Here is a 24,761-nt window from a genome sequence, read left to right as displayed (position 1 = left end):
GGCCCGGCGTCAGCTCGGGACCAGCAGGGACGCAAGGACGCGCACGTCCGCGAGCAACTCGTCCGGCGAACGGCCGAGGTCCAGCGCGTGCCGATGGACCCGGACCGGCGTCCCCATCACCCGGTGGACGGCCGCCTCCACCTCACCGGCCGCGTAGACCAGGTGCCCGTCCGCCAAGCCGAGCCGGGTGCAGTAGGCGAGCATCTGGTAGACGTCGGCGTTCAGCGCCTTATCTGTTTTGTTCACTTTGTACTTGGCGTCGGCCACCGCCAGAGGCGACCGCGCACCCGAGTACACGACGAGATCCGGGCGCATCGTGATGTCGCCGTTCTCGTCCAGCGCCATGGCGTCCTGGAACGCGCAGCGCACGGCCCTGCCGGCCAGCGCCTCCCGGAGCGCGACCGTGAGGAAGTCCTCGAAGACCCTCGGCATCGAGAACAGGAAGCCGCTCACCGTGACGCCGCCGGGCAGGTGGTCGACCGAAGCACCGCGCAGGACGAGATCGGCCAGCCGCAGCGCGTGGTGATAGCGGGCGTTCAACCGGGTGGGACGCCACCCCGGCAGCGGACGCCCCCGCACCAGCGGGCTGACGTCCGCCAGCCGGGACCGCAACCGCAGCAGTCCTCGGCGCACGTCGCCGGGCACCCCCTGCGGAAGCCGGCAGAGGCGCTCGCACGCGGCCAGCAGCAGCCGGTTCTCGGCGATGTCGGTCGAGTACTCGTCGTGCACGGTCTCGACCGGCACCAGCCGCCCGTGATGCCGCCGGAGCTGGTCGGCCTCGCGGATGCGACCCCGCACCACCGGCCCGCTCTCCTCGACCACGTGGTAACCCTGCATGAGTCCCTGCCGGAGCGCCCTTTCCGCCTGCCGCTCGAACAGTCGCGCGAGCACCGGGAGCAGCTCGGCCTCCTCGGCGGCCGTCACCTCGTCGTCCCGCCACCCCTTGGGCGACTGCTGGTAGCCGAGCAGGAACAGCACCCGCGCGACCGGCAGCTTCGGCACGATCCGCAGCGTCACCGCCGTCCCGTCGGGGGCGGCGATCGTGCAGACGCCGACCTTGCCCCATTTCTCCTGCAACCGCCAGCGTCCCGCGTGAAAGGGATCGGGCACCGCGTCCACGATCTTCGACAGCCCCACCGCCCGGCCGAGGGCGTCCGGCAGCGGCACCGAGACGGGACCGCCGTGCTCGGCCAGCTCGACCGTCGTCATGCGGAGGCGTTCCCACCCGGAGCCGCACCGCCGGCGACCTTGGCGCGGAGCGCATCGAGACCGTAGCGCTGGACGACGTCCACGTCCTCGCCGAAGTGGTATTCCTCCAGCAGCGGAAGGATCTTGGTCTTCCAGGTCCGTTCCAGACCGCCGGAGCCGCTGTACAGGGACTCCCGCATCAGGTACGAAGGGCCGACCTGGTACGCGGGGTCGCCGATCGCGTCGTTGAGGGCGTCGAGGAGGTCGGCGGTCTCGGAACCGTGCTTCTCCTTGGCGAGCCAGCGGCGCAGCAGGCCGCTGGTCGGCTCGACGCGCGGCGACAGCTCCACGAACGCGAAGCGGCGGCGCATGGCCGCGTCCACTAGCGCGATCGACCGGTCCGCGGTGTTCATCGTGCCGATCACGAACAGGTTCTTGGGCAGGGCGAAGTCGTCCCCCGAGTAGGTCAGCCGCACCGACCGGGTGCGGTACTCCAGCAGGAAGTACAGCTCGCCGAAGACCTTCGCCAGGTTCGCCCGGTTGATCTCATCGATGATCAGGAAGTGCGGGATGTGGCGGCTGCCCTCCCGGTCGGCCAGGTCGGCCAGCTCGCGCAGCGGCCCGGCCGTGATCCGCAGCGCCACCTCATGGGTCTCGGGATCCTCCTGCGGACGGAACCCCTCGAAGAAGTCCTCGTAGGAGTAGGACGGGTGGAACTGCACCAGCTTCACCCGCGACGGATCCCCGCTGAGGAACTCGGCCAGCTTCAGCGCCAGGTAGGTCTTGCCGGTGCCGGGCGGCCCGTACAGCACCATCTGCCGGTCGTCCCAGAGCAGATCGCGCAGCTCCCGCAGCCAGGCGGCGTCATGGACCAGCAGGTCATCGGCAAGGCTCTGGTCGGGAACAGGCAGCTCCAGCGGCTGCCGCGCGGTGATCACGGGATGCTCGCCGCTGGAGCCGCTCTCGGACTCCTCGGCCAGCGTGCTGATCTGCGCGTCGCTCAGTTCGAGCCCGTCGAGCACGGCCTGCACCATGGAAAGGTCGACGACATCGCGCTGGACCGAAAGCTTCTGCTGGAGCTCCTCCGGGAGGTCCTCGTAAGCGTGGTCCGCCTCCCGCCAGTCCACCGGGCGCCGCAGGTTCGACCGATCGTCATCGGACTCGACCTGGTAGGCGTCACCGGAGATGGTGCCGACACGGAGCCGACCACCGGAGATCGTGCACACGGTGTCGTCGGTCTTCATCCGCGACAGGAAAGAGTGGAACTCGTCGACCAGTTCGTGCTGCCGGCTGTAGGGCGTGGACTCGTAGTCCTCCGCCACGATCTGCCGGATCTGCTCCTTGCTGACGGGGGTCGGGATGCCCGGCCGCAACCGCTGCGCGGCGAGGCTGACCAGCCCCTCGGCCAGCCAGAGCCGCTGAACCAAGTTGGCCCCACTGACCTGGGAACCGCGCACCAGCCAGGCCCGCTTCGGCCCCCAGGCCGCCTGGGAGACGAAGTCGCCCAGCGGATGATTATCGGGCGAAACCCACTGCTTGAAACCATTCACACTGCCCCCGACCAGCACCTCACCGGCGGCCGACGGGGAATTGCAGACGATGTCGGTAGTGGCCTCCAGAAACCCGGGATGGGCCGTCGAGGAGACCAGCGAGCCGTCCGCGAGCAGCTTCTGCCGCGTTCTGTGCGATGACACGGCCTGGGTCGAGAAGGACGGAACCGCCTGCTCCCGGCCGTACGACCCGGCGAGGATGACGAATTTCTGGCTGCCGTTGGTACCGATCTCTTCGAGCAGCCTCCCCCGTGCTTTCAGCGAGCTGTAGGGGATGCTGAGCCGGAACTCCGGGTAGCCGTCGGACATCAGTGCGCGTCGCCTTCCGCGTGGGGGGTGTTGGAAACGTCGGGCTGAGCCGGATGCCGGGGCCCGTGGCCCGGCGCAGGGGACAGGGGAGAGGTGTAGTTCTCACCGTCGATGAGCGGAACGTCAAGATCGACACCGAGCGGCGCCATCCGGTCATAGGCGGCCAGCACCAGATCGCGGGTGCGGTAGGTGCCGTACTTGGCGATCTCGTTGTTCTTGAGCCCACGTTTCGAATCAGACTGAAATGTTTCCAGGATGTACTCGGTGTCTTCTCTGCTAATTCCGTAAAGGAAGAAAAAATAGGCGTCCAGTTCGGCTCTGATCTGTGCTCGCCGCTCCTCGTCCCACTGAAACGGTGGCCCTTCATCCCCAAGGTCCTGAGCTAGTGGCGCCATGTCGTAGGTCGTGTACACCAGCTCCGTGACGCGCGGAACGACAAAGGAAAGGTGTGGTTCCAGCATCACGGGCGTGGGAACAGGGAGTTGCTTCCAGATGCGTCGACCGATATGGGCGCCGCTTGCCTTTTGCCTGGTAACGAAATCGAAGATGAGAGACGATTGGATTCCAGCGAGAGCGCCGATAAAGGTCGGTTTTCTTGGGGAGATCAATATGGGAAATGTCTCTACGGGGGCAGCGAGGGGCGCGAAAGCGGGAATAGCAGTTCGCTCATCGGCAGCTCGCGCTATTTCGCGCCACCCGTATAGCCATTCATGTTTCCAGTCGGCTTCGTGTAGTCTGTCACGTACTCCGGATATAGAGACTCTCTTTCCTTTGCGGACTGCCTGAATAGATCCGTCGGCCTGGATCCAGCGGCGCGGCCATCCGGTCCCATTGGGGGAGGATTTTATTCCACTTGGGATTGGTTCATAATCGTTATCGCGGACGCCGTAATAGTGATTCCATCTGTGATCAAATAGATGGATCATCTTTCCTTCGAGTACGGGAAGTAGTTGAGTATCCCCATCGGAGAATATGATTCCCTGTGCAACCCATCCGGAAGATTCTAGATTTTCTTGATACTGAAACAAGTCTGAGTCGTCGGTACTGTTGAAGAGGTTTCTAAAATTCACATCCCAAGGATTTCCATCGATTTTGCGCTCGTTCAGTAGTACTGGGATTCTTTTGTAAATTGCGAGCGTCAATTCTGCGTCGCGTCGCGCTTTGAAAAGAGGGAATGTGAGTGTATTTGGGTTGATGAGTGAAATCTCTTCTGCAGAAAGGCGGACGATCTTTCCTGGAGTGTCCAGATCGGACGGTTCTGTTAGAGAGAAAACAAACTTTGTGCCACCTTCCTGGAGTGCGCTGCCCATCGCCGAAAATAGACAGAATCTGTACCGCGATTCCACGTCAAGGAAAAGTGGTTTGCGGTTGTCGAAGTCATATAGAGAGGCAATAGAGCTGCGTTGTGTAAACGTGCTAAAGAGATATTGAGCCGAGGCTCCAGTTGCGATAGTCGTCGGAATAATGCAGCCAATACGCCCTTCGGGTGAGAGGATGGAGGTGAAAAGTTCGACAAACAGTTGATCGATCTGTAGTGAATTAACTCCCTTGATTGTCAACCCTTTGGCACATAGAGGAAACATGCCCGAGCTGCCGGCAAAAAGGAAAATTGACTTAACTCGACGACGGGCGGCATGGTAGCGTTTTCCGGCCTCGGGATTTTCGATGACCCATTCGACAATTCTTTTACGGCGTTCTACGCCTGAGAGGTTGGCGATGGAAGGTTCAACTACACTGAAGTACTTCGTGTCTTCGAAGATCACCTTATCCCATGGCGGGTTGGCAAGGATGCAAGAGAAGCCTCCCATCCATCCTGTATCGGGGTTGATTTCCGCCGCAGTAGTGGCGTCTCCATCCGGCACGGTGAAGATCTCGGGGAACTCCAGGTGCCAGTGGAAGAAGCGGTACTCCTCGCTGAGTCGGACGATCTCGTCATGCGTTTCCTGCGGAACTCCCTGGGAGTTTGGATTCTGGATCTCCCTGAACACCTCATGGGTGATGGCGGGCGGCGCGTCGGGCGTTTTGAACCACATGAACGCCGCGCACCACGCATCGGCCACGTGCAGGTCGTGCAGGTACTCCGGTGAAGTGGCCCAGTCGCGGTAGGCGGCCTTCTGGCGGCGAACGTCGCGCAGGGTATCGGCTGGAACGGCGGCGATCTGACGGAGACCTTCAGCGAAGGTGGTATTGGAGATCTTCGCCTGCGTGGAGCGAGAGAAGAGAGAGCCTTGACCTGAGCGCTCCTCCTCATTCTGCTTGAACAGCGCTGCGGCGAACTTCGCATCGTCGCCCTCGGCGGCCTTGAACGCCTTGTTCGGAATGCCGCCACGCAGCAAAGCGGGCGTTGCGCCGATGAGGCTGTTGCCGAGCTTGATGCGCGCGTCCAGGAAGCCCAGCGGCTTACCGGGTTCCATCGCTTCCAACCAAAGCGAGACCTTGGCCAGCTCCACGGCCATCGGGTTCAGATCCACCCCGTACACGCACCGGCCGATCACCTCGTGCAGGGCGTGCCGGACGGCGTCCAGAGTCGGCTCCGGGTTCTGCTCGCGGACCGCGGCGACGCGTTTGGCGATGCGGCGGGCGGCGGCGACCAGGAAGTGCCCCGAGCCGCAGGCGGGGTCGCAGACGGTAAGCGCCAGCAGCTCGGCGGCGATGATCTCGGCCACCTCGGCCGGGTCCGTCACGCCCGCGGCCGTCGCCTTCTGCTCGCCACGCTTCTGCGCGTCGTCGATCACCGGGTCCAGGGACGAGTCGAGCAGCTTCTCGATGAGCGAGCTCGGCGTGTAGTACGAGCCGGTCTTCTTGCGGTCGTTGCCGGCCCGGTCGACGAGCTGGAAGGTGCGGTCCACGGCGCTGTGCTTGGGGACCAGCTCCAGCAGCGACTCGTAGATCGAGCCGAGCTCCTCCGACCCCATGTTGCGGTAGTCCACCGGCCGCCAGCGGGCGGAGCCGGCGTCCCGGACGCGCGCCAGGTGGTCCACGGCCTTCAGCAGGTGCTCGTTGGACAGCGCCATGCCGCGCAGCGGGGTGTCGGCGCCGGTGTCGTCGAACAGACCGCCGAGACCGGGCAGCCCCAGCTCGGGGCAGCCCTGCTCGTCGCCGAGGGCGTTCAGTACGAGCAGCAGCGCTTGGTACAGGTCGGTGTGGGCGCTGCCCCGGCGGCGGTTGGCCAGGCGGCGCAGCCGCGCCGAGGAGAAGTACGCCGCGTACCGCTCGCGGGCCAGGTCGGGGACGTCCGCGCCGTGCAGGACGTCCCGGTCCTCGATCACGAACAGGAAGATCATCCGGTAGGCGAGGCGGAGCAGGGCCGCGTGGAACTTCTCGATGTCGAGGTTCTGGCGCAGCGCGTCGTTGGCCGGGTGCTGGAGGAAGCCGGTGCCGAGAGCCGTGAGGGCCCGCTGGACGCCCTCACGCTGGTGGTCCAGCGCCCGCATCCCGGTGCTGATCGCGTCGGTGCGCCACGTCTCCAGCCAGCAGGACGAGGGCGGGGCGTCCGCAGCGACCTTGAAGCGGGTGGCGTGCAGCATCCGGTACAGCAGCACGAACTCGCTGAACAGCTCGCCGTCGAAGATCGCTTCCAGGTCGAACTCGACGTAGGAGGCGGTGGCCAGGGCGCTGGAGTCGCGCAGCAGCCGCAGCCGCCGCCCGTTGGCGAGCACCGCCCACAGGTGCGCCTCGGTCCGGTTGAGGCACTCCTGGACGAGGGACTGGGGCGGGACGGCGCCGGAGCCGCCGGGGCGCTTGTCCAGCTCGGCGTTCCAGGGCGCCAGGTGGATCGGCACGTGGTTCCAGCGGTGGCTGATCGCGAAGGTCTTCTGGCCGTCGTCGGACGTGATGCCGTCCGGGCCGACCCGCGTCAGCAGGCCGAACCCGAGTTCGGCGAAGAGCGGTTCCAGCCACTGGGACGCCGCCCGGCCGGTCGGGTCGGCCGGCAGCTCCTCGGGCCGCGCGAGGGGCAGCTCCTTGCGCAGGTCGCGCCAGACGCCTTTCAGGTAGTCCCAGTGCCGTTCGGCGTCGTCGGCGACCGTGCGGACGCCGACGACGTCGTAGTCGGCCGGCGCGGTGCCCTTGACGTCGGTGTCGGTGGCGATGCGCAGCAGCATGTCGGCCGGGATGAGGTTGCCGACCGACACGGTGGCGGTGATGGCGGTGGTGGCGGGCATCAGCGGGCTCCTCCGGCGGACGGGGCGGTGCCGGACACCGGCAGGTAGACGTAGGCGCCGAGGATGTCGGCGGGGGTGCGGTGCCGGACGGTCACACCGCGGACGATCTCGCCGGAGGCGGTGCGGACGCGGCGATGCGCGTTCAGCAGCTCGTCCGCCAGCTCGGCGCCGCGGCCGTCCAGGTGCTCCTGGACGGCGCCGGTCAGGCCGTCCAGGATGCGGGCCATCGTCCGCTCACCGAAGGCCGGGTCGGTGTTGTCGTCGGCGGTGGCGCTGAGCAGCGCGCGGGCGTCCTCGGACGGCAGCCAGCGGGCGCCGTCCGGCGCGCCCTCGAAGGCGAGCAGCCGGACGTCCTCGGCGACCAGTTCCCGCTCGCCAGAGCGGGAGGGCAGGGTGAGCTGGAAGCGGTACCGGACCAGCAGCAGGGTCGTGCGGGTCGCCACCGCCCGGGTGCGGACGACGCCGCAGCGGCGGGCGGGACGTTCGCCGTCGTCACGGCCGGCCGTCGCGGCGGTGGTGTCCAGCGCGGCGTTGAGGACGTAGCCCGCCACGGCCCCCACGACCGGGTCGGTGCGCACCAGGGCGGCCTCGCCGCGTCCGACCGCGGGCGTCGTGCGGAACGGGACCTGGGCGCCCCTCTCCAGGTCCAGCCCGGTCAGGAACGGCGCGGCGGCGTCACGGAGGCCCGCCGGCGTGCCGCTGAGGTCGGCGGTGAAGCCGCCGGCGCCGTCCTCGCGGAGGACGGCGCCGAGCGCGGCGAGAGCGTGGCGAACGAAGCCGTGCACTTCACCGGGGTCGCCGAGCGCGTCCCGGACGGCCTTGACCTCCGGCTCGACCTCGTCGGGGCGGATGGTGTTCTGCGCGAACAGCGACCGGGACCGGCGCTCCAGCTCGGCGGCGGACTTCCACTCCGTCTCCAGATCCCCGGCCCTGGCATCGAGGTTCGCCAGCTCCTCGGAGCCGAACAGCCCCTCCTGCTCGCCCTTCTGGCCGAGCATCAGCACCCACTCGACGATCGCGTCGGTCACCGAGGCGGACGCCTCGTCGGGGACCGAGACCGAGATGCCCAGGTCCTTCTGGATCTGCCGGTGCTTGCGGATGAGGACGTCCAGGACCTTGCCGTCGATGCCGTTGTCGGCGCCGTACAGGGTGATCACGCGGATCTTGTCGCGGCGCTGGCCGTACCGGTCGACGCGGCCCTCCCGCTGGTCGTGCCGGGTGGGGTTCCACGCCAGGTCGTAGTGCACGACGGCGTCGAAGTGGTGCTGGAGGTTGATGCCCTCCGACAGGCAGTCGGTGGCGACCAGGACGCGGCGGGCGGCCGCGTCACCGCTCGTCTCCGCCGCCAGCGCCTCGATGCGCTGGATCCGCTGCTGCGGGGACAGGGTGCCGGTGACGGTGCGGACCACGACGCCCTTGCCGAGCTTTTTCTCAAGTTGCTCGGCGATGTACTCGGCCGTCGGGATGTACCGGCAGAACACGATCGGGTTGTACTCGTCGGCCAGGAGACCCTTGAGCTCCTTGACCAGTTTCTTCAGCTTCAGGTCGGTGGCGGGGCCCTGGAGCGTGGCGGCCCGGGCGGCCAGCGCGGCCAGCCGGGTGCCGGTGTCGTCGGTCTGCGCGCCGGGGGCGACGTCCATGCCTTCGAGGGCGTCGGCGTCGGCGGCGTCGCGGTTCAGCGGCGCGCCGAGCTCGTCGGCCTCGGCGGCCGTGGCGGCCAGTGCCGCCGTGGAGCGGGTGGTGAGCGTCTGCGCGGCGGCCCGCGGCGAGGACACCAGGGAGCGCAGCAGGGCGATGGCCGACCACCAGGCGATGCGGGCCTCCCGCTTGCCCTGGCCGCCCGCCGCCTCGACCCGCTCCTGCGCGAAGCCGATGGCGTCGTAGAGCAGCTCGCGGTAGGCGGGCGACAGCTTGTAGGTCTCGTCCTTGAAGTCGCGGGGCGAGGGGAACTCGGTGTTCTCGTCCAGGAAGCGGCGGATGTCGGGACGCTGCCTCTTGACGACGTGCCGGGCCAGCTCGGTCCGGCCGGCGCGGCTGCCCAGGTCGATGGTGGCGAACTCGGGCTTGAGCAGGCTGAGCAGGTTGCGGAAGGCGCTCTCCTTGCCGCTGTGCGGGGTCGCCGTCACCAGGATCAGGTGCCGCTGCGGCGTGGCGTCGGCGATGCCGCGCAGCAGCTCGTAGCGGAGCTGGCTCTGCCGGGAGGTGCCCTCGTCGGCGGCGACGCAGGTGTGCGCCTCGTCGACGATGACCAGGTCGGTGCAGTGCTTGATGAAGTCGTCGCGGTGCCGGGTGGACTTGATGAAGTCGGTGGAGACCACCACGTTGCGGTACTTGGTGAACAGCGACTGCCCGAAGTCCAGATTGCGCTCCAGGCGGGCGACCGTGGAGGACAGCACCAGCTCGGCGTCGATGCCGAACTTGGTGCGCAGCTCGTCCTGCCACTGCTCGGCCAGCGCCGGCGAGCACAGCACCGCCATGCCGCGGGCGTCGCCCTGCGCCAGCAGCTCCGCGGCGATCAGGCCCGCCTCGACGGTCTTGCCGATGCCGACGTCGTCGGCGATCAGCAGCCGGACGGTCTTCTGCCGCAGCGCCATCATCAGCGGGACGAGCTGGTAGGCGCGCGGCTCGACGGCGAGCCGCGCCAGCGAGCGGAAGGGGCCCGCGCCCGAGCGGAAGCCGACCCGGAGCGCGGTGCGCAGCATGCCCGCGGCCTGCGCGTCCCCGAGGTCGGCGGGCGAGGGGAGGGCGAACTCGGCGGCGGCGACCTCCTCGAAACCGGGGAACAGCGCCGCGACGTCGTCGTCGGAGCCGCCGAGCGGGCGCAGCACCAGCATGTCGCCGTCGCTCTCGGGCAGCACGACCCATTCGCGGCCGCGCGCGGCGACCAGGGAACCGGGCGTGTAGGTGACGGGCATATCAGGCGGTCCCTCGTGTCGTCATCGTCGTGTCCGTCCGTCCATGTCCTCGTCGATCAGCGGCCCGTGCCGAAGTAGCGCCGGTGCCGCTCGACGACGGAGTCCCAGTCGGCGTCGTGGGAGAAGCGCACGACGTCCCAGCCATGATCCTGCAACCGCTCCTCGGCGGCCCGGTCGCGCTCCTTGATCACCTGATGGTCGTGGACCGGACCGTCCACGAACACCGCGACGTCGACGCCCTGCAGCCGGTAGACGAAGTCGGGTCGCGCGCCCGCTTCGGCGATGTGGACCTGCGCGTCGTCGGGCATGCGCAGGTCGTGCTCCTTGAGCCAGGCGAGGAACCGCCTCTCCAGCGTGGACTCGGCCTGGCCGGTGAGGCGCCGGTGCTGCTCGGTGCGGGTCTCGCCGCGCCCGGTCGTGACGGCCGACGCGCCGGCCAAGCGCAGCAGCAGGTCGCGGATCGAGCGGCGGTCGATGAAGGCGTGGTCGAGCTGGTTGCCGTAGGTCAGCAGGCAGTCGTAGCAGCCGCGCGCGCACGGCCGGTCCGCGTCGGCGCCGCCGAGGTCGTTGCCCGCCGCGTCGAAGTGGCAGATCGACAGCGCCTCGCGGGCGGCCTTCGCCAGCGCGTCGCCGTCGGACTGCATCAGGCGCAGCACGCCCGCGCCGCCCTCGGCCGCCTCGGTGAACAGCATCCGGTCGCGGGGACCGTCGGCCGGCGGCAGCAGCTCACTGGTCAGTTCCGAGTCCTCCAGCTCGAACGCCGCCTCGATGCCGCGCTCCAGGGCGTACATCAGCGACAGGGCCACCGGCAGGTCCAGCTTGTCCGCCAGCTTCACCACCAGGATGTTACGGCTGTCCTGGACGTAGGGGATGACGCGCTTCTTGCGGCGGTTCTCGTTGCCGTCGGCGTCCACGATCGGCATCTCGCTGGAGTCGCCGGCCGCCTCGGCAGCGTCGCGCTCGTTCAGCCAGCGGCCGTCGGCGGGGTCGAGCCAGAAGCCGTCCGGCTCGCCGGCCTTGGCGCGCACCCGGCCGATGTTGGTGATGCGCACGGTCGCCGAGTCGCCGTAGGAGACGGTGGCGAGCTCTCCCTGAGTGTCGGAGACCAGGGCGTCGCGGCGTCCTGGGCGGGTGCCGTGGTCCTGGAACCGGTAGGAGGTCACGAGCCGGAAACCGGCCCGGCGCCGTTCCTCCTCGTCGGAGGAGATCCGCTCACGGCGCTTGGTGTAGACGGTGTGCAGCCGCAGCAACCCGTAGGTGGTGGTGTCCTGCAACGTCGCCTGGCACATCTGGCACCGGTCGGCTCGGTCGTCAGCGCCGTGGTGGTACCCGCACTCCGCGCAGCGGCGCGCGGACGAGGTGGTGACGTCGCCCGTCGCGTCCGTCGGGAGCTGGATCCGGTCGACCTGGTACCGCGACCCCTCGTGGTAGATCAGGGCACCGGGGCCGAACTCGCGGATGGCCAGAAAGCGGGGGCGCTGGAGGTAGTCGCCGTCCCCGTACCGGCGGGTGGTCTTGGGGATGTAGGCCGCCAGCGGCAGCCGGGGGAAGGAGTAGCCCGGCAGGAAGCCCTCGCTGGCCAGGTAGCGGTAGGGGTAGAAGTCCGACAGGACCGACCGGTTGTCGGTGCTCTCGTTTTTCAGCAGGTTGAGCTGGGTCTCGGCCTCCCGCCGCCGGTTCACCGCGATCTTGCGGTCGCGCTCGGACAGCGTGTGGTCGAGCACGCGGCGGTTCTGCTCGGCCTGGTCGACCAGGGCGGCCCGGAACAGCCCGCGCCAGCGGTCGAAGGCGTCGTCGAAGCGTTCGGGCGCCCGCCTGACGGCGTTCTCGATCCACTGCTCGTCCCACCAGGTCGTGCCCTCGAACAGCGGGACCAGCTCGGCGAAGACGCGCCGGGCGGCGTCCAGCGCGCGGGCCGTGCTCGCGGTGTCGGCGAGCGCCTCCGCGATGTGGTCGTGGAACTTCAGCGAGGGCGCGGGGACGCGGGCCTCCTCGTCGTGGGCGACGTCGATGATGTGCGGGATGTTGCCTCGCAGGTCGAAGGCGGCCTCGGCCAGCCATACCGCCTGCACGTGGGAGCGCACCAGGTCCTCGTTGGCCAGGTCCAGCCGCGGCGCGACGACCGAACCGGCCACCATGCGGTCCGACCGGCGGAAGTAGTACTGGTCGTGGCTGTTGCCGGTCGCGCAGTAGGTGGTCACCAGCGCCGGCTGACCGGAACGCCCCGCGCGCCCGCTGCGCTGGGCGTAGTTGGCGGGGGTCGGCGGCACGTTGCGCATCATGACGGCGTTCAGCGAGGAGATGTCCACGCCCAGCTCCATCGTGGGCGAGCAGTACAGCAGCTTCAGCTCGGCCTTGTAGAACGCCTTCTCGCGCCGCTCCCGCTCCTCGGGCGACACCTGCGCGGTGTGCTCGCGGGCCGCCAGCCCCGCCAGCGTGCCCGCGGTGTTGCGGTACAGGTCGCGGAAGAAGGTGTTCACGCGGGGGCCGTCGCCGCTGGCGTAGGTGCGGGTGAGCGGGTCGTACGCGCCGGTCTCGCCGGTGCCGGCCCGCCAGACCAGCGCCGCCGCCGACACCCGGTAGCCGGTGGTCGGCATCGACGGGACGCGGCGCCGGCGGCCGGCCGGCTGCGGTGTCGCCTCCACCTCGGTCACCAGGCCGGCCTTGGCCAGGATCCGCAGCAGGTCGGCGATGACCCGCTGGGCGTCCTCGGAGCCGAATTCGGCGTCGGTGAAGTGCACCCGCCGCAGGTACTTGCCGAACTTGCCCTTGCCCGACAGGAACCGGAAAGACCTGTCCAGGCCCGGTCGCGACGGCTGCGGGTAGACGGTGGCGACGCGCGGCTGGTCGCCCGGGGCGAGCACCCAGGGATCGACCAGGCGCTCCTCGCTGGCGCGCTGCAGGCTGTCGAAGTCGTCCCGGAAGTACTGCACGTCGATGGCGAGACCGCGGCGCATCTCGTCCAGCAGCACCTGCATGATCTCCTCGCGGCGCCGCGGCGCGGCGCCGCGCAGCGCGGGGTGCGCGGCGCTCCAGCGGTCGTCCTGGGACGCGAGCCAGTCCAGATCGGCGTACTGGACGGTCAGCAGGCCCGTCTGCTCCAGGTTGGGCATCGTGATCCGCCAGCCCTGCTCCAGATCCAGGTAGAGGCGGAACGCCACCACGTCGCGCAGCGTCCTGGCGGCGTTGCGGGCGAGCCGGGGCGCCAGGTCGGCCTCGCCGGTGTAGTCGACCGGCTGGAGGCCGAGGGCCTCGGTGACCCGCTCCGCCAGCTTCTCGTGCTCCAGCCCGTCCTCGCCGGCCGCGAGCGCGGCCCGGTACAGCGCCCCGCGGAGCTGGGTGATCTGCACGAAGTCGTTGAAGTGCCCGGCCTGCAGGGCGGCGTCCTGGCGGTTGTCGACGAAGGTGAGCAGCTTGCGGGCCTCCGGGTCCAGCGCCTCGGCCGGCACCGCCCGCAGCGAGCGCACGATCGAGGCCGACACCAGCGAGGTCGCCGACGAGCGCCCCTCCTGCCCCAGCGTGGCCAGCTTGGCGAAGTCCCGGCCGCGGGACTGCTCGTAGCTGATCGCGCAGTGCAGGCAGAACCGGAAGGGCGCCGGGATGAACGCCGCGTGCAGCTCGCCGCGGCCCTCGTTGCCGTACTCGTCCACGATGACGGCGCGCGGCAGCCGGTCCCGGAGAGAGGCGCGCACGACCTCGTTGCCGTGCGCGTCCAGTTCCAGCCACGACTCGGGGATCCGGCGCTCGGCGATCGCGGCGTCGGCCGTCGCGGGCCAGGGGCGCTCGGGGGAGACGTACAGGTACCCGTCCCCGTCCCTGCCGCCGCTCGCCGCCGTGTCGGGCCGCGACTCGTAGGAGACCCGGCCGTCCTTGTCACGGCGCCAGACGGTCAGGTAGTCCTGCCCGCACTCGCGGCAGAACGCCACCGGCAGCAGGACCTTGCCGTCCGAGCCGGGCTGGACGAGCTGGTAGTCGCGGGTCAGGTGGCGGCCCGCCGGCGGCTCCAGCGTGGTGTACACGGTGTCGCCCTTAGACAGGAACTGGTGCAGCCGGAACGCGAACAGCGGCCGTTCGGTGACCGGATGCCGGGCCTCCGAACCGGCCTCCAGCGTCCGGCGGATCGCCTGCGCGCACTGCTGCGCGGGGACGCCGCTCTGGGCGGCGAGCGCCTCGGCGGCCTCCTCGATCTTGGCCGGGCGCTGGCGGACCAGCCGCCCGGCGGCGTCGGAGGCCAGCCCGAAGCGCGTCTCGATCCAGCGGGCCAGCGGATCCCGGACCAGCTCGGCGTAGGCGCGCGGCGCGTCCGCCCGGCGCAGCCGGTCGGCCGGGACCTCGTCGGGCTCGGGCTCGGTGGCGCGCACCAGCGTCTCGCCGATGACGTCGGCCGGATCCACCGGCACGCCGAACAGGGTGGTGGCCAGACTCGCCACCACCGCCCGCTGCTCGTCCGCCGTGCCCTCGCTGGAGATGGTCGCGGAGGTCCCGATGCACTGCAGGTCCGCAGCCTCGCACGCCTCGCGGACCCGGCGGATGAGCAGCGCCACGTCCGCGCCCTGCCGGCCGCGGTAGGTGTGCAGCTCGTCGAAGACCAGGAACTCCAGTCCGTGCGCCATCCGGATGAGCGAGCGCCGGTCGTCCGGCCGCGTCAGCATCAGCTCCAGCATCACGTAGTTCGTCAGCAGGACGTCGGGCGGGTCCTCGCGGATCCGGCGGCGGTCCTCCTCGCTCTCCTGCCCGGTGTAGCGGGCGTAGGTGACCGGTTCGCGGCCCTCGCCGTAGCCGTGGGTCAGGTACTTCTCCAGCTCGTTGCGCTGGCTGTTGGCCAGGGCGTTCATCGGATACACGATGATCGCGCGGACCCGCTTGCGGCGGGCGGCGCCCGCGGCGGGCCGCGTGCGCAGCACCTTGTCGACGATCGGCACGATGTAGGCCAGTGACTTGCCCGAGCCGGTGCCGGTGGTCAGCACGTACGAGCGGCCGCTCCGCGCGGTGTCGACCGCCTCGCGCTGGTGCCGGTGCAGGGTGAGCGGCCGCCCGTCGCAGCCGGTGGCACCGGCCCGCTTGCCCGCCTGGAAGATCTGCGCGCACTCCTCGTGCAGCACGCCGTCACGGGCCAGCTCCAGCACCGTCCCCCCGGACGCGAAGAACGGGTTGAGCGACAGCCACGGGTCGGGCCACTGGGACTTGGCGTCGAGGGTGTCCTCCACGAAGTCCTTGATGCGCTCGTCGCGGATCACCGTGCCGCCCTCGGTGAAGGCGCGGTAGTCCTTGATGAGCTGCTGGTGGACGCCGAAGACGTCCATGACGGTGCCGGTGGGACGGATCGCCGGCGTCGAGAGGTCGGGCTCGGCGGGCTTGGGCGAGGCGGTCTCGGACAGGGCCACCGGGATCGGGTCGAACTCCGCCCAGTCGTCGACGGGAGGGACGGGGACCACGTGCGGGAGCAGGGCCTCCCGGACCGCGACCGCGTCCACCGGGCGCTTCTCCGGCTCCTTGGCCAGCAGGTCGTCGACGAGGCGCAGCAGGTCGACGGGCACGTCGCCGCGGATGATCGAGATCGGCGGGGGAGCGTCCTTCTCGTGCTTGACGGCCAGCTCGTGGTACACGGGGCCGTCGAAGGGCGGGACGCTCGTCAGCAGCTCGTACATGATGCAGCCCAGCGCGTACAGGTCGGCCGCCTGCGTCACGGCGGCGGACCGGAACTGCTCGGGGGCCATGTAGCGGGCCGTGCCGAGCGTGGCGTCCGAACTGGTCAGGCCGTCGCCGTCGGGGTCGTCGATGATGCGGCCGATGCCGAAGTCCAGCACCTTCACCGTGCCGTCGGGCATCAGCATGATGTTGGCGGGCTTGAGGTCGCGGTGCACCACCTCGGCGCCGTGCGCGGCCACCAGGCCGTTGGCGATCTGGACGCCGATCGCCGCCGCCCAGGCCACCGGGAGGCGCTTCTCCTCGCCGATCAGCAGGTCGAGCGTGCGCCCGTCCAGGAGCTCCATGACCAGATAGGGGAGGCCGCCCGCGTCCTCGTCCACCCCGCCGTCGATGATCCGCGGCAGGTTGGGGCTGTCGAGCCGGCCCATGATCCGCACCTCGCGCCCGAAGCGCTTGACCGCCTTGGCGTCGGCCTCGGTGTCCAGGTGCGCGCCGTTGCGGCTGCGCAGGAGCAGCTTCACCGCCACCAGACGGTCGGGGGAGCCGGGTTCGGCCTCCATGTCCTCGCGCTGCTCGACGACGCCCATGTTCCCCCGGCCGAGCTGGCCGACGAGACGGAACCTGTTTGCCACGAACTCCAGCGTCATGGGCATCCTTCATTGTCCTTGCGCCGGGACGTGGGCGCATCGGCTTCGGGGGATTGCGGCGTCGGACCGGTCTGACTGTACACGGTGGTGCACCGCTGTTCTACGGTTATCTTGTTGGCAGAGTCAACTGCTGGGGGACGAGGCGAGCGCCGGCGCGCTCGCGGCGACCGCGCCGACGGCGGGGATGCCGACGACCTCGACCTCGACGTCGTGCCGCAGGACGGTCGCCATGTTGACCAGTGCCACCCGCGCGAAGGGGAACAGCGTCGCAGGGGTGAGGTCACGGCCGGTCTTCAGGTGGATCCCGAAGATCACCTTCTTCGGCCGCGCGTCCGGCGGCGGGGTGCGCGTGCCGCCGCTGCGCTCGACGACCAGGGCGTGGAACCGCTCACGCGCCGTCGCGTCGTGCAGCAGGGTCTCAACGGCCACCAGCGCCTGGTTGAACTGGTGGCTGAGCGGCGACGACCCGTCGGCGGGCTTGATGCAGATCAGCTCGCCCTGCGGGCCGAGGCCGTCGCACACCTCGATGCCGTTGTGCGCGTGCAGGGCGTTCTTCACGCTGGTGCGGTCCAGGCAGAGGAAGGCGGCGCGCCCCAGCTCGTCCTGGACGCGCAGGTTGTAGTCGCGCTCGTGCTCTCCGGGCCGCCAAGCGGGCAGCGCGACGCTGGGGTTCGCGGGGATGAGCTCGGCGACCTGCCGCTCGATCGAGGCCATGTAGTCCGCGCCGCTCTCGTACCACTCCCCTTCCAAGAGGAAACGGTGCTCGAACCCGGTGGCGACGTCGGTCTCGATCCAGCGGATCGCGGGCGCGGACGCCAGCACCGTCCCGCTGGAGGAGAGCAGGGAGATCTTTCCCTTGCGCAGCGCCTCGGACGGGGTGACGGCGTGCTGCACGCGGGCACGGGCGCGGACGTCGGACACGTCCAGGTGGTCGCGGGGCGGCAGAGCCGCGCTCCCGACCTGGATCCGGTAGGAGCTCGTGTGCGGGAGATCAGCGGAGAGGTCGGAGGGGACCGCGATCTGAAGGGAGTCGTCACGAGGGTCGAGGAGCCGCCTGTCCAGCTCCTCGTCCAGCCGCTTGACGGTCCGCGCGTCGGTCACCGGCTGAACGGCCTCGATGAACTCCAGCTCCGGGACGGGCGGGGCCGCGCAGATCGCGGTGAGCGCGCGGAGGCAGCGCAGCAGCGTCTCGGGCGAGGTCGGCGTGGAGAAGCGCAGGCCCGTCGCGCCCTCGATCGAGATCCGTCCGACGCCCGGCAGCCCGATGTCGCTCGCGGCCAAGCGGCCGCCGATCTGACGGACGAGCTCGTCGTGCTGCCTCACGCCGACGCGCGAGATGTGCAGTCCCAACGAGACGCGCGTGGCGTCCTGACGGCCCTGCTTCGACAACGACCGCCGGACGACCCCCTGAACGAAGTCGGGGTCCACGCTCCGGACCGCGACCCGCAGGCCGAAGGAGCGGTCCTTATGCTCCTCGGGAACGAGCCGGTAGCCGCTGCCGAACCCCATCGCGTACACCTCGCCGTCCACGGCGAGCATCAGGAGCGCCGCGGTGTCCAGCTTCCCCAGTTCCAGCTCCACGCCGGTCAGGCTGCTGATCTCGTTGCACCAGCCGACGCGCGGAATGTCGAAGTGCCCGCCGACCAGCAGGGCCGGACAGCCCAGGTGCTCGTCGGGAAAAGAGGGCAGGAAGCGCAGCTCGTCGAGCTGCTCGGTGTCCAGAGCGTCGAGCATGCCCTCGTGGGTGGGCGGGATGTCGGTGAGGCGGTAGAGGGTGTGCACAGGCATCGTTCGGCCCCCGAGCGTGTAGGCGATGGTCGCGCAGGTCCGCGGTCATGGGGACCGGGGGGCGCGAGTGGTGTGTGTTCATTGGGTAGACTACGCCAACCTATTGGCAGTGTCAACACATCCGTGAACTAGTGGCTCTGCTTCACGGATGGAAAAATCTGTGCCATCCGGTGGACAGGGGCGCAGGTCGCGGCGGTCGCTCACTGTCCGCGGTTCCTAGAATCGCTGGCCATGGGGACTTCGGGGGAGCGGACGGCCCGTGGGTGACGCCATCCTGGACGCCCTGCGCGGGGCGATGGACTCGCCGTGGATCTACCTCGCGATCTTCGGGCTCGCGCTGGTCGACTCGTTCCTGCCGGTCTTCCCGAGCGAGAGCCTCGTCGTCACCGCGGGCGTCTTCGCCGCGCACGGCGCGCCGAACCTCGTCCTCGTCATCGTGACCGCGGCGCTCGGCGCCTTCTGCGGCGACCACATCTCCTACTTCATCGGCCGCTTCGCCGGGGACCGGCTCCAGCACCGGCTGCGCGGCGGGAAGCGCCGCCGCAAGGCCTTCGACGAGGCCGAACGCATCCTCGACCGCCGCGGCGGCCTCGTCCTCGTCATCGCCCGCTACATCCCGGGCGGCCGGACGGCGGCGACGCTCGTCATGGGCGCGGTGCGGTACCCGATGCGCGCCTTCTCCCTCTTCGACGCCCTGGCCACCGTCCTGTGGGGCACCTACTCGGCCCTGATCGGCTACCTGGGCGGCGCGGCCTTCGAGGACGACCCCCTCAAGGGCCTCCTCCTCGGCCTCGGCATCGCCCTGGCCCTCTCCGCCCTCATCGAGGCCGGCCGCTACCTCTGGAACCGCTTCCGTCCGAACCGGCAGCAGGACGGCGCGGCCGGCGAGAGCCGCTGACCCCCTTTCCGGCGGCGTCTGTCCCCCGTGCGAGCTACAGGCAGGTGTCCACCGCGCGGTGACGATCCGGGAGGGGGTGGATCCCTAGCGTTGTGGGCGAAGCCGCGGCGCTCCGGCCGCGGTACCCCCCAAGGAGTCAGCATGCGACTGCTCAAGCAGCTCGTGGTCGTCGGCGTGGTCGCGTTCGCGGGCAGCGCGCTCGTCGGCGCCGCGCAGTGGAACCCGGTTCTGACGCTCCTCTTCGGTGCCGCGACGGCGGTGCTCACGCTGCTCGCCTACCGCTGGATCGTGCGGCGCACCGAGCACCGCGCGCCGGACGAGGTGGCCGCCAAGGGCGCGGCCGGCGCCGTCACGCGCGGGATGCTGATCGGGTTCGCGATGTTCGGGGCCGTCATCGCGAACATCGCCTTCCTCGGCGACTACCGGGTCGACGGGTTCGGCTCGGCGGGCGGTGCGGTCGCGCTGCTCGGGTTCATGGCCGCCGCCGCGGTGACCGAGGAGGTGATGGTCCGCGGCGTCCTGTTCCGGATCGTCGAGGAGCGCACCGGGACCTGGGTGGCGCTCGTCCTGACCGCCCTGCTGTTCGGCCTCATGCACCTGCCCAACCCCGGCGCCGACCTGTGGAGCGCGCTCGCCATCGCCATCGAGGCCGGCGGCATGCTCGCCGCCGCCTACGTCGCCACCCGCAACCTGTGGGTGCCGATCGGCCTGCACTTCGCGTGGAACTTCGCCGGGGGCGGCATCTTCGGCACCACCGTCTCCGGCAAGGACGCCCCGGACGGGCTGCTCAACAGCACGACGTCGGGTCCGACGCTGCTCGGCGGCGGCGAGTTCGGCCCCGAGGCGAGCCTGTACGCGGTCGGCTTCGGCGCGGCCCTGATGGTCGCGTTCCTGTGGCTGGCCCGGCGGCGCGGCACCATCGTCCACCGCCGCGGACGCCGGACGGCCGAGCCCGCCGCGGCCGCTACGCTCGCCCGGTGATCGACTTCCGGCGGGTCCCGGACCGGTGGCGACGGCTGGACGTCACGGTCCGGGACCTCCCCTTCCCCCTGCTGATCGTCGCCGCGTCGTTCGTCCCGGCGTTCCGCGACCACGGGACGCAGCTCGGCGACCTGCCGGCCCGCCCCCTCGACGCGCTGGCCGTCCCGGTCATCCTGCTGACCTGCCTCCCGCTCGCCGTGCGCCGCCGCTGGCCTGCTCTCTGCACGGTCCTCGTCGCGCTCGGCTTCGCCGCCGACCAGCTCCGCGCCTACCACTCGTTCGCCGGCAGCGCCCTCGCGTTCGCGCTGGTGAGCGCGGGCGCGCACCTGGAGCGCCGGCGGTACGGCGTCGCCGCCGCGCTCTCCGCGGCGTACGTGCTGCTGGCGGTCGCGCTCGACCGCCTCGGCTCCACCGAGCACCTGAGCGGGTTCGCGACGTTCTACCTGGTGACGGTCTTCGCGTGGGGCATCGGGGCGTGGCTGCGCTCCACCCGCGCCGCCGAGGCCGAGCGCCGCCGCCGCGTCGCCGAGGACACCCGCGCCGCCGAGCGCACCCGCATCGCCCGCGACCTCCACGACGTCGTGACGCACCACGTGACGGCGATGGTCGTCCAGGCGGAGGCGGCGCGGTACCTGACCGCCGACCCGGGCCGCCTGGACGGCGCCCTCGGCGCCATCACCGACACCGGGCGGCGCGCCATCGGCGACCTGCGGCACCTGCTCGACGTGCTCGACCCCGACCACGGGACCGCCGCCGTGCCGTCCGCCGGCGAGCTCTCCGCACTCGTGGAGCGGACGCGCCAGGCCGGCCAGCCCGTCGAGTTCACCGCGGCGGGCGAGCCGGGCGAGCCGGCCGGCAGCGCCGAGCTGGTGGCCTACCGCGTCGTCCAGGAGTCGCTGACGAACGCCCTCAAGTACGCCCCCGGCAGCCGGACCGTCGTCCGCGTGCACTACCGCGACAGGGAGATCAGCGTGGAGGTCGGCACCGACGGCGCCGCGACGCCGGCCGCGTCGCCCGGCGGGAGCGGCCGGGGCCTCGCCGGGCTCCGCGACCGGATCGGCGCCCTGGACGGCGACTTCGCCGCCGGGCCGGGACCGGACGGCGGCTTCGTCGTGCGGGCCCGCATCCCGTCGGGGAGCCCGGCGTGAGCGCGCCGGTCCGGGTCCTGGTCGCCGACGACCAGGCGCTGATCCGCACCGGCTTCGCGACGATCATCGGCGCGCAGCCCGACCTGGAGGTGGTGGGGGAGTGCGGCGACGGCCGCGCCGCCGCCGACCTCGCCCGCCGCCTCGTCCCCGACGTCGTGGTGATGGACGTCCGGATGCCCGTCCTGGACGGCATCGAGGCGACCCGGCTGCTGGCCGGCGACGGCGTCGCCGACCCCGTCAAGGTGCTCGTGGTGACCACGTTCAACCTGGACCGGTACGTGTACGAGGCGCTGCGCGCGGGGGCGAGCGGCTTCCTGCTCAAGGACGCCCCGCCGGCGCAGCTCCTGCACGGCATCCGGACCGTCGCGGCCGGCGCCGCCCTGCTGGCCCCCGAGGTGACCCGGCGGCTCATCGGCCGGTACGCGGAGCGGATCCGTCCCGCCGAGAGCGCGTCGGCCGCGGACGCGCTCACGCCGCGCGAGATGGAGGTGCTGCGCCTCATCGCCGAGGGACTGTCCAACAGCGAGATCGCCGCGGCCCTCGTCCTCAGCCAGGAGACCGTCAAGACCTACGTCTCCCGCATCCTCACCAAGCTCGGCCTGCGCGACCGCGTCCAGGCGGTCGTCTACGCCTACCGGCAAGGCCTGGCGAGCTGACGGGGGTCAGTCGTCCTCGTCGTCGAGGAACGACAGGCCGCGCTCGGCGAGGGCCTCGCGGAGGACCTGCATGGTGTTGCGGCCCATGCCGTGGAGCTCCAGGAGGTCTTCTTCGGAGACGTCGGTGAGCTGTTCGAGGTGCGTGTACCCGGCGTCGGCCAGGGCGCGCCGGGCGGGCATGGCGAGTCTCGGCAGATCGCTGCCTTCCATGGGACTCCTCGGAGCTCGGAGATGTCCGGTACCCGAAGATTCCGGCGGAACGGCTACGCCGCACGAAGGCATACGCCACCTGGACGATAGTCCCTGCCGGTGCCCCCCGTCTTCCCCGGAGGGAACCGGTCTGCGATGATGGGCATCAAATAGACGCACCTGTTCATCTGATCGATGCTCCCGGTACCGGCAGGGAAGGCGCGCATGAGGTTTCCGTGGATCTCCCGACCGGCGGCCGCGAACGGCGGGGACGCCGTGGTGCTGGTGACGTGGTTCCGGCTCAAGGACTCCTGGCGCTCGCCCGGGTTCATGCTCCACAGCCTGCTCCTGTGGTGGCAGGCTCTGCGCTCGCCGGGCCTCCTCGGCATCGCGATCGAGGCCCACCCTTTCCGCGGCACGTTCTGGACGCTCTCCGCCTGGACCGACCGCCGCTCCCTGTCCGCCTACACCCGCACCGACCCCCACGGCGCCGCCATGGACCGCATCCGCCCCTGGATGGACGAGTTCGAGCGCGTCTCCTGGACGCTGCCGACCGCGGACCTGCCCCACACCCCCACCGCCCGGCCTCTGTGGACCGACGCCGCCGAACGCGTCACGCAAGAACGCCGAAGCCGCACCAGCCTGTGATCACAGAACTGTCCCTTGGGCGCTGACTTGGCCAGCCGGCGGATCACGATGGAGGACGGGGGCGGCGGCCATGGCCGAGATCACAGTGCCGATGACGGTGCGCGACCTGACCCGCGAGGACCTTCCCTCATGCGACTGGAGCGGATCGGCCGCCCATCTGGAGAGCATGGCCAGAGCCTTGGACCGGGTCGGGCTGGGCGAGGTGGACTACCTGGCCCTCTGCCCGCCCTCCGGTCTTCCGGTGGGCGTCGGCGGCGTCGACTACGCCAAGGTGCCGGGCGCGGGAACGCTCTGGCAGCTGGCCGTTCACCCGGCACTGCAGTCGTGCGGAATCGGCACCGTCCTGATCCAAGCCGCCGAGCAGCGGATCCAGGCCCGCGGCCTGGACCGCGCCGAACTGGGCGTGGAGGACGACAACCCGCGCGCCCGCGCGCTGTACGAACGACTCGGCTACACCGCCTACGACAGCGCCCCCGAGTCGTGGGAAGCAGAAGCCCCCGACGGCACCATCACCCTGCACGAGACGATGTGCACACTAATGCACAAGCAACTGCCATAGCAGGGCCTCGGCTTTGAGCCGGATTCCCTCGTGGCCGGGTGGGTTGCGGATCGGCCCGCTGTGCTCTCGGGTGCCGGGCCGATCCGCTCGCCATTGTTTCAGGTCAGCGGTTCTTCCAGTGGTGGAAGACGCGGCGCATGCGTTCACCCCGGGACTGGAAGTCGATCAGGGCGTTTCCGTTCGGGAGGAGTTCGATGACGAAGCCGTCCTCCCAGTAGCCGTTGAATCTCACCCGGCAGGCTCGGGCGCCGGGCGGGACGTTTTCGGGGAGGCAGTTGGAGCAGCGGTCGAGGCCGGCGGAATTGGCCTCGGCGAGCGACACGGGCCGGGGGGCGTGGGTGTTGAGGTCCAGCTTCCGGGAGACGTGGTGGCCGTACAGGAGGGCGTTGCAGTCGGCCCAGCGGTGCATGTGGGTGCCGTAGCGGGTGCGCCAGACCCTGCCCGGAAGGCCGGCGGGAGGCTTGCGGCAGTAGGCGCACTGATCGGTGGGGAGTTCGTGGATACAGGTCTTCTGCGCGTTGCTGTTCACGATGGGCTCCTCATTTGTCGCTCTATGTAGTTGTCGGAAGGTGTTCTTCGCCCCTCTTGTGCGTCGCGATCTGTTTTCGGGCAGCACTGGGCTCCCCGTATTGCCCCGGAGTATCCACTCTTCGTGCGATGCCTTCGTCGGCATCCATCTCATGATGGGCAATGCGCGGTCGTATAACGCGGCGGACCCGATTCTTCTATCGCGGCCCGGCCGTCATCGTTGTTTGATCATAACGCGGACGTCGTGAATTCCGCAAGAAGTTATCCGGCCGGTGAAATGGCTGGAATACGCCGGGCGGGACGGTGCGGCGCTCTTGGATGCAGAAAACCCCGGCGACGTGAGTCGGCCGGGGTCGGCGGTGGGTCTGTGCGGTGCCCCCTGCAGGATTCGAACCTGCGCACACGGCTCCGGAGGCCGTTGCTCTATCCCCTGAGCTAAGGGGGCCCTGCGCCGGTGAGCGGCGCGAGAAGAAGGCTACCAGGATCGGCGGGCTTGCGCGCACCTGGGCGTTCGCCGTGCGTCGGGGCGGGGGAGTGGGCTAGCTTCGATGCCGTGACCGAGCCACTGGGACGCGTGCTGGTCGTCGACGACGATGAGGTGATCAGGCAGCTCATCGCCGTGAACCTGCAGCTGGAGGGCTTCGAGGTGGCGACGGCGACGGACGGGCGGGACTGCCTGGAGCGGGTGCGGGAGGTCGGCCCCGACGTGATCACGCTGGACGTGATGATGCCGCGGCTGGACGGCTGGGTGACCGCGAGCCGGCTGCGGGAGGACCCCGGGACGGCGCACATCCGGGTCGTCATGATCACGGCGCGGGCGCAGGAGCACGACATCCGCCGCGGGCACGAGATCGGCGTGGACGCCTACGTGACGAAGCCGTTCGATCCGAACCAGCTCATCCAGACGGTGCGGAAACTCGCTGCCATGTCCAGATAGTGGTCAGA

The 24,761-nt window shown here is 70.1% G+C and carries 15 protein-coding genes and 1 tRNA gene; 7 read left to right on the top strand and 9 right to left on the bottom strand.

Going from position 1 to position 24,761, the window contains the following annotated elements:
* Positions 1 to 9: 9 nt before the first annotated feature.
* The 6 genes from K1Y72_RS16265 to K1Y72_RS16240 all read right to left on the bottom strand — a co-directional run bounded on the left by K1Y72_RS16265 (position 10) and on the right by K1Y72_RS16240 (position 18,209).
* Positions 10 to 1,209, bottom strand: coding sequence for an McrC family protein (locus K1Y72_RS16265; protein ID WP_220167169.1), 1,200 nt, complete (start codon positions 1,207 to 1,209; stop codon positions 10 to 12).
* The gene (locus K1Y72_RS16260; protein WP_220167168.1) at positions 1,206 to 3,047 is read right to left on the bottom strand and encodes a DUF4357 domain-containing protein; all 1,842 of its coding nucleotides are present in this window, start codon (positions 3,045 to 3,047) and stop codon (positions 1,206 to 1,208) included. The genes K1Y72_RS16265 and K1Y72_RS16260 overlap by 4 nt, the downstream gene beginning before the upstream one ends.
* Positions 3,047 to 7,210, bottom strand: coding sequence for an Eco57I restriction-modification methylase domain-containing protein (locus K1Y72_RS16255; RefSeq protein WP_220167167.1), 4,164 nt, complete (start codon positions 7,208 to 7,210; stop codon positions 3,047 to 3,049). Before K1Y72_RS16255 ends, K1Y72_RS16260 begins: the two co-directional genes overlap by 1 nt.
* A complete protein-coding gene (locus K1Y72_RS16250; RefSeq protein ID WP_220167166.1) occupies positions 7,210 to 10,125 on the bottom strand; it encodes a DUF8741 domain-containing protein in 2,916 nt (971 codons plus the stop codon). Before K1Y72_RS16250 ends, K1Y72_RS16255 begins: the two co-directional genes overlap by 1 nt.
* A 56-nt stretch (positions 10,126 to 10,181) precedes the next feature.
* Positions 10,182 to 16,421 carry a protein kinase domain-containing protein gene (locus tag K1Y72_RS16245; protein WP_220167165.1) on the bottom strand — a complete coding sequence of 2,080 codons (6,240 nt, stop codon included), beginning with the start codon at positions 16,419 to 16,421 and terminating at the stop codon, positions 10,182 to 10,184.
* Between the two features lie 123 nt (positions 16,422 to 16,544).
* The gene (locus K1Y72_RS16240; RefSeq protein ID WP_220167164.1) at positions 16,545 to 18,209 is read right to left on the bottom strand and encodes a DUF6119 family protein; all 1,665 of its coding nucleotides are present in this window, start codon (positions 18,207 to 18,209) and stop codon (positions 16,545 to 16,547) included.
* A 259-nt stretch (positions 18,210 to 18,468) separates the two neighbouring features.
* Here K1Y72_RS16240 and K1Y72_RS16235 point away from each other — a divergent pair, with 259 nt between their 5' ends.
* The 4 genes from K1Y72_RS16235 (at position 18,469) to K1Y72_RS16220 (ending at position 21,892) form a co-directional block, all read left to right on the top strand.
* On the top strand, positions 18,469 to 19,107 hold the full coding sequence (locus K1Y72_RS16235) for a DedA family protein (protein WP_220167163.1): 639 nt from the start codon (positions 18,469 to 18,471) through the stop codon (positions 19,105 to 19,107).
* Positions 19,108 to 19,248: 141 nt separating this feature from the next.
* Positions 19,249 to 20,088 (top strand): CPBP family intramembrane glutamic endopeptidase, encoded by an 840-nt coding sequence (locus tag K1Y72_RS16230; RefSeq protein WP_220167162.1) that lies wholly within the window; start codon positions 19,249 to 19,251, stop codon positions 20,086 to 20,088.
* Positions 20,085 to 21,236: a sensor histidine kinase gene (locus K1Y72_RS16225; protein WP_220167161.1), complete on the top strand. Its 1,152-nt coding sequence runs from the start codon at positions 20,085 to 20,087 to the stop codon at positions 21,234 to 21,236. The genes K1Y72_RS16230 and K1Y72_RS16225 overlap by 4 nt, the downstream gene beginning before the upstream one ends.
* Positions 21,233 to 21,892, top strand: coding sequence for a response regulator (locus K1Y72_RS16220; protein ID WP_220167160.1), 660 nt, complete (start codon positions 21,233 to 21,235; stop codon positions 21,890 to 21,892). The genes K1Y72_RS16225 and K1Y72_RS16220 overlap by 4 nt, the downstream gene beginning before the upstream one ends.
* A gap of 6 nt (positions 21,893 to 21,898) precedes the next feature.
* Here the strand turns inward: K1Y72_RS16220 and K1Y72_RS16215 are convergent, their stop codons facing one another.
* Positions 21,899 to 22,102: a helix-hairpin-helix domain-containing protein gene (locus K1Y72_RS16215; RefSeq protein WP_220167159.1), complete on the bottom strand. Its 204-nt coding sequence runs from the start codon at positions 22,100 to 22,102 to the stop codon at positions 21,899 to 21,901.
* A 204-nt stretch (positions 22,103 to 22,306) separates the two neighbouring features.
* Here K1Y72_RS16215 and K1Y72_RS16210 point away from each other — a divergent pair, with 204 nt between their 5' ends.
* Together K1Y72_RS16210 and K1Y72_RS16205 are read left to right on the top strand one after the other, a co-directional pair.
* Entirely contained in the window at positions 22,307 to 22,729 is a 423-nt protein-coding gene (locus tag K1Y72_RS16210; protein WP_220167158.1) for a hypothetical protein, read from the top strand.
* A 70-nt stretch (positions 22,730 to 22,799) separates the two neighbouring features.
* On the top strand, positions 22,800 to 23,288 hold the full coding sequence (locus tag K1Y72_RS16205) for a GNAT family N-acetyltransferase (protein ID WP_220167157.1): 489 nt from the start codon (positions 22,800 to 22,802) through the stop codon (positions 23,286 to 23,288).
* Positions 23,289 to 23,391: 103 nt separating this feature from the next.
* Here K1Y72_RS16205 and K1Y72_RS16200 read toward each other — a convergent pair whose 3' ends face one another.
* Complete coding sequence (locus K1Y72_RS16200) at positions 23,392 to 23,817, bottom strand: hypothetical protein (protein ID WP_220167156.1); 426 nt, start codon at positions 23,815 to 23,817, stop codon at positions 23,392 to 23,394.
* A gap of 372 nt (positions 23,818 to 24,189) precedes the next feature.
* A tRNA-Arg gene (locus K1Y72_RS16195) sits at positions 24,190 to 24,261 on the bottom strand.
* Between the two features lie 129 nt (positions 24,262 to 24,390).
* Between K1Y72_RS16195 and K1Y72_RS16190 the strand changes: the two genes are divergently transcribed.
* Positions 24,391 to 24,753, top strand: a complete 363-nt coding sequence (locus K1Y72_RS16190; protein WP_220167286.1) for a response regulator transcription factor — start codon at positions 24,391 to 24,393, stop codon at positions 24,751 to 24,753.
* Positions 24,754 to 24,761: the final 8 nt, after the last annotated feature.

The sequence above is a fragment of the Actinomadura parmotrematis genome, from assembly GCF_019458805.1.
Classification (GTDB): domain Bacteria; phylum Actinomycetota; class Actinomycetes; order Streptosporangiales; family Streptosporangiaceae; genus Spirillospora; species Spirillospora parmotrematis.
Note: the sequence above shows the minus strand (reverse complement) of the source record. Positions and strands in the feature narration are given on the sequence as shown.

Excerpts from the sequence above, each read along its gene's own strand:
- K1Y72_RS16265 (WP_220167169.1), bottom strand. The coding sequence starts at position 1,209 with ATGACGACGGTCGAGCTGGCCGAGCACGGCGGTCCCGTCTCGGTGCCG.
- K1Y72_RS16260 (WP_220167168.1), bottom strand. The coding sequence starts at position 3,047 with ATGTCCGACGGCTACCCGGAGTTCCGGCTCAGCATCCCCTACAGCTCG.
- K1Y72_RS16255 (WP_220167167.1), bottom strand. The coding sequence starts at position 7,210 with ATGCCCGCCACCACCGCCATCACCGCCACCGTGTCGGTCGGCAACCTC.
- K1Y72_RS16250 (WP_220167166.1), bottom strand. The coding sequence starts at position 10,125 with ATGCCCGTCACCTACACGCCCGGTTCCCTGGTCGCCGCGCGCGGCCGC.
- K1Y72_RS16245 (WP_220167165.1), bottom strand. The coding sequence starts at position 16,421 with ATGACGCTGGAGTTCGTGGCAAACAGGTTCCGTCTCGTCGGCCAGCTC.
- K1Y72_RS16240 (WP_220167164.1), bottom strand. The coding sequence starts at position 18,209 with ATGCCTGTGCACACCCTCTACCGCCTCACCGACATCCCGCCCACCCAC.
- K1Y72_RS16230 (WP_220167162.1), top strand. The coding sequence starts at position 19,249 with ATGCGACTGCTCAAGCAGCTCGTGGTCGTCGGCGTGGTCGCGTTCGCG.
- K1Y72_RS16215 (WP_220167159.1), bottom strand. The coding sequence starts at position 22,102 with ATGGAAGGCAGCGATCTGCCGAGACTCGCCATGCCCGCCCGGCGCGCC.
- K1Y72_RS16210 (WP_220167158.1), top strand. The coding sequence starts at position 22,307 with ATGAGGTTTCCGTGGATCTCCCGACCGGCGGCCGCGAACGGCGGGGAC.
- K1Y72_RS16205 (WP_220167157.1), top strand. The coding sequence starts at position 22,800 with ATGGCCGAGATCACAGTGCCGATGACGGTGCGCGACCTGACCCGCGAG.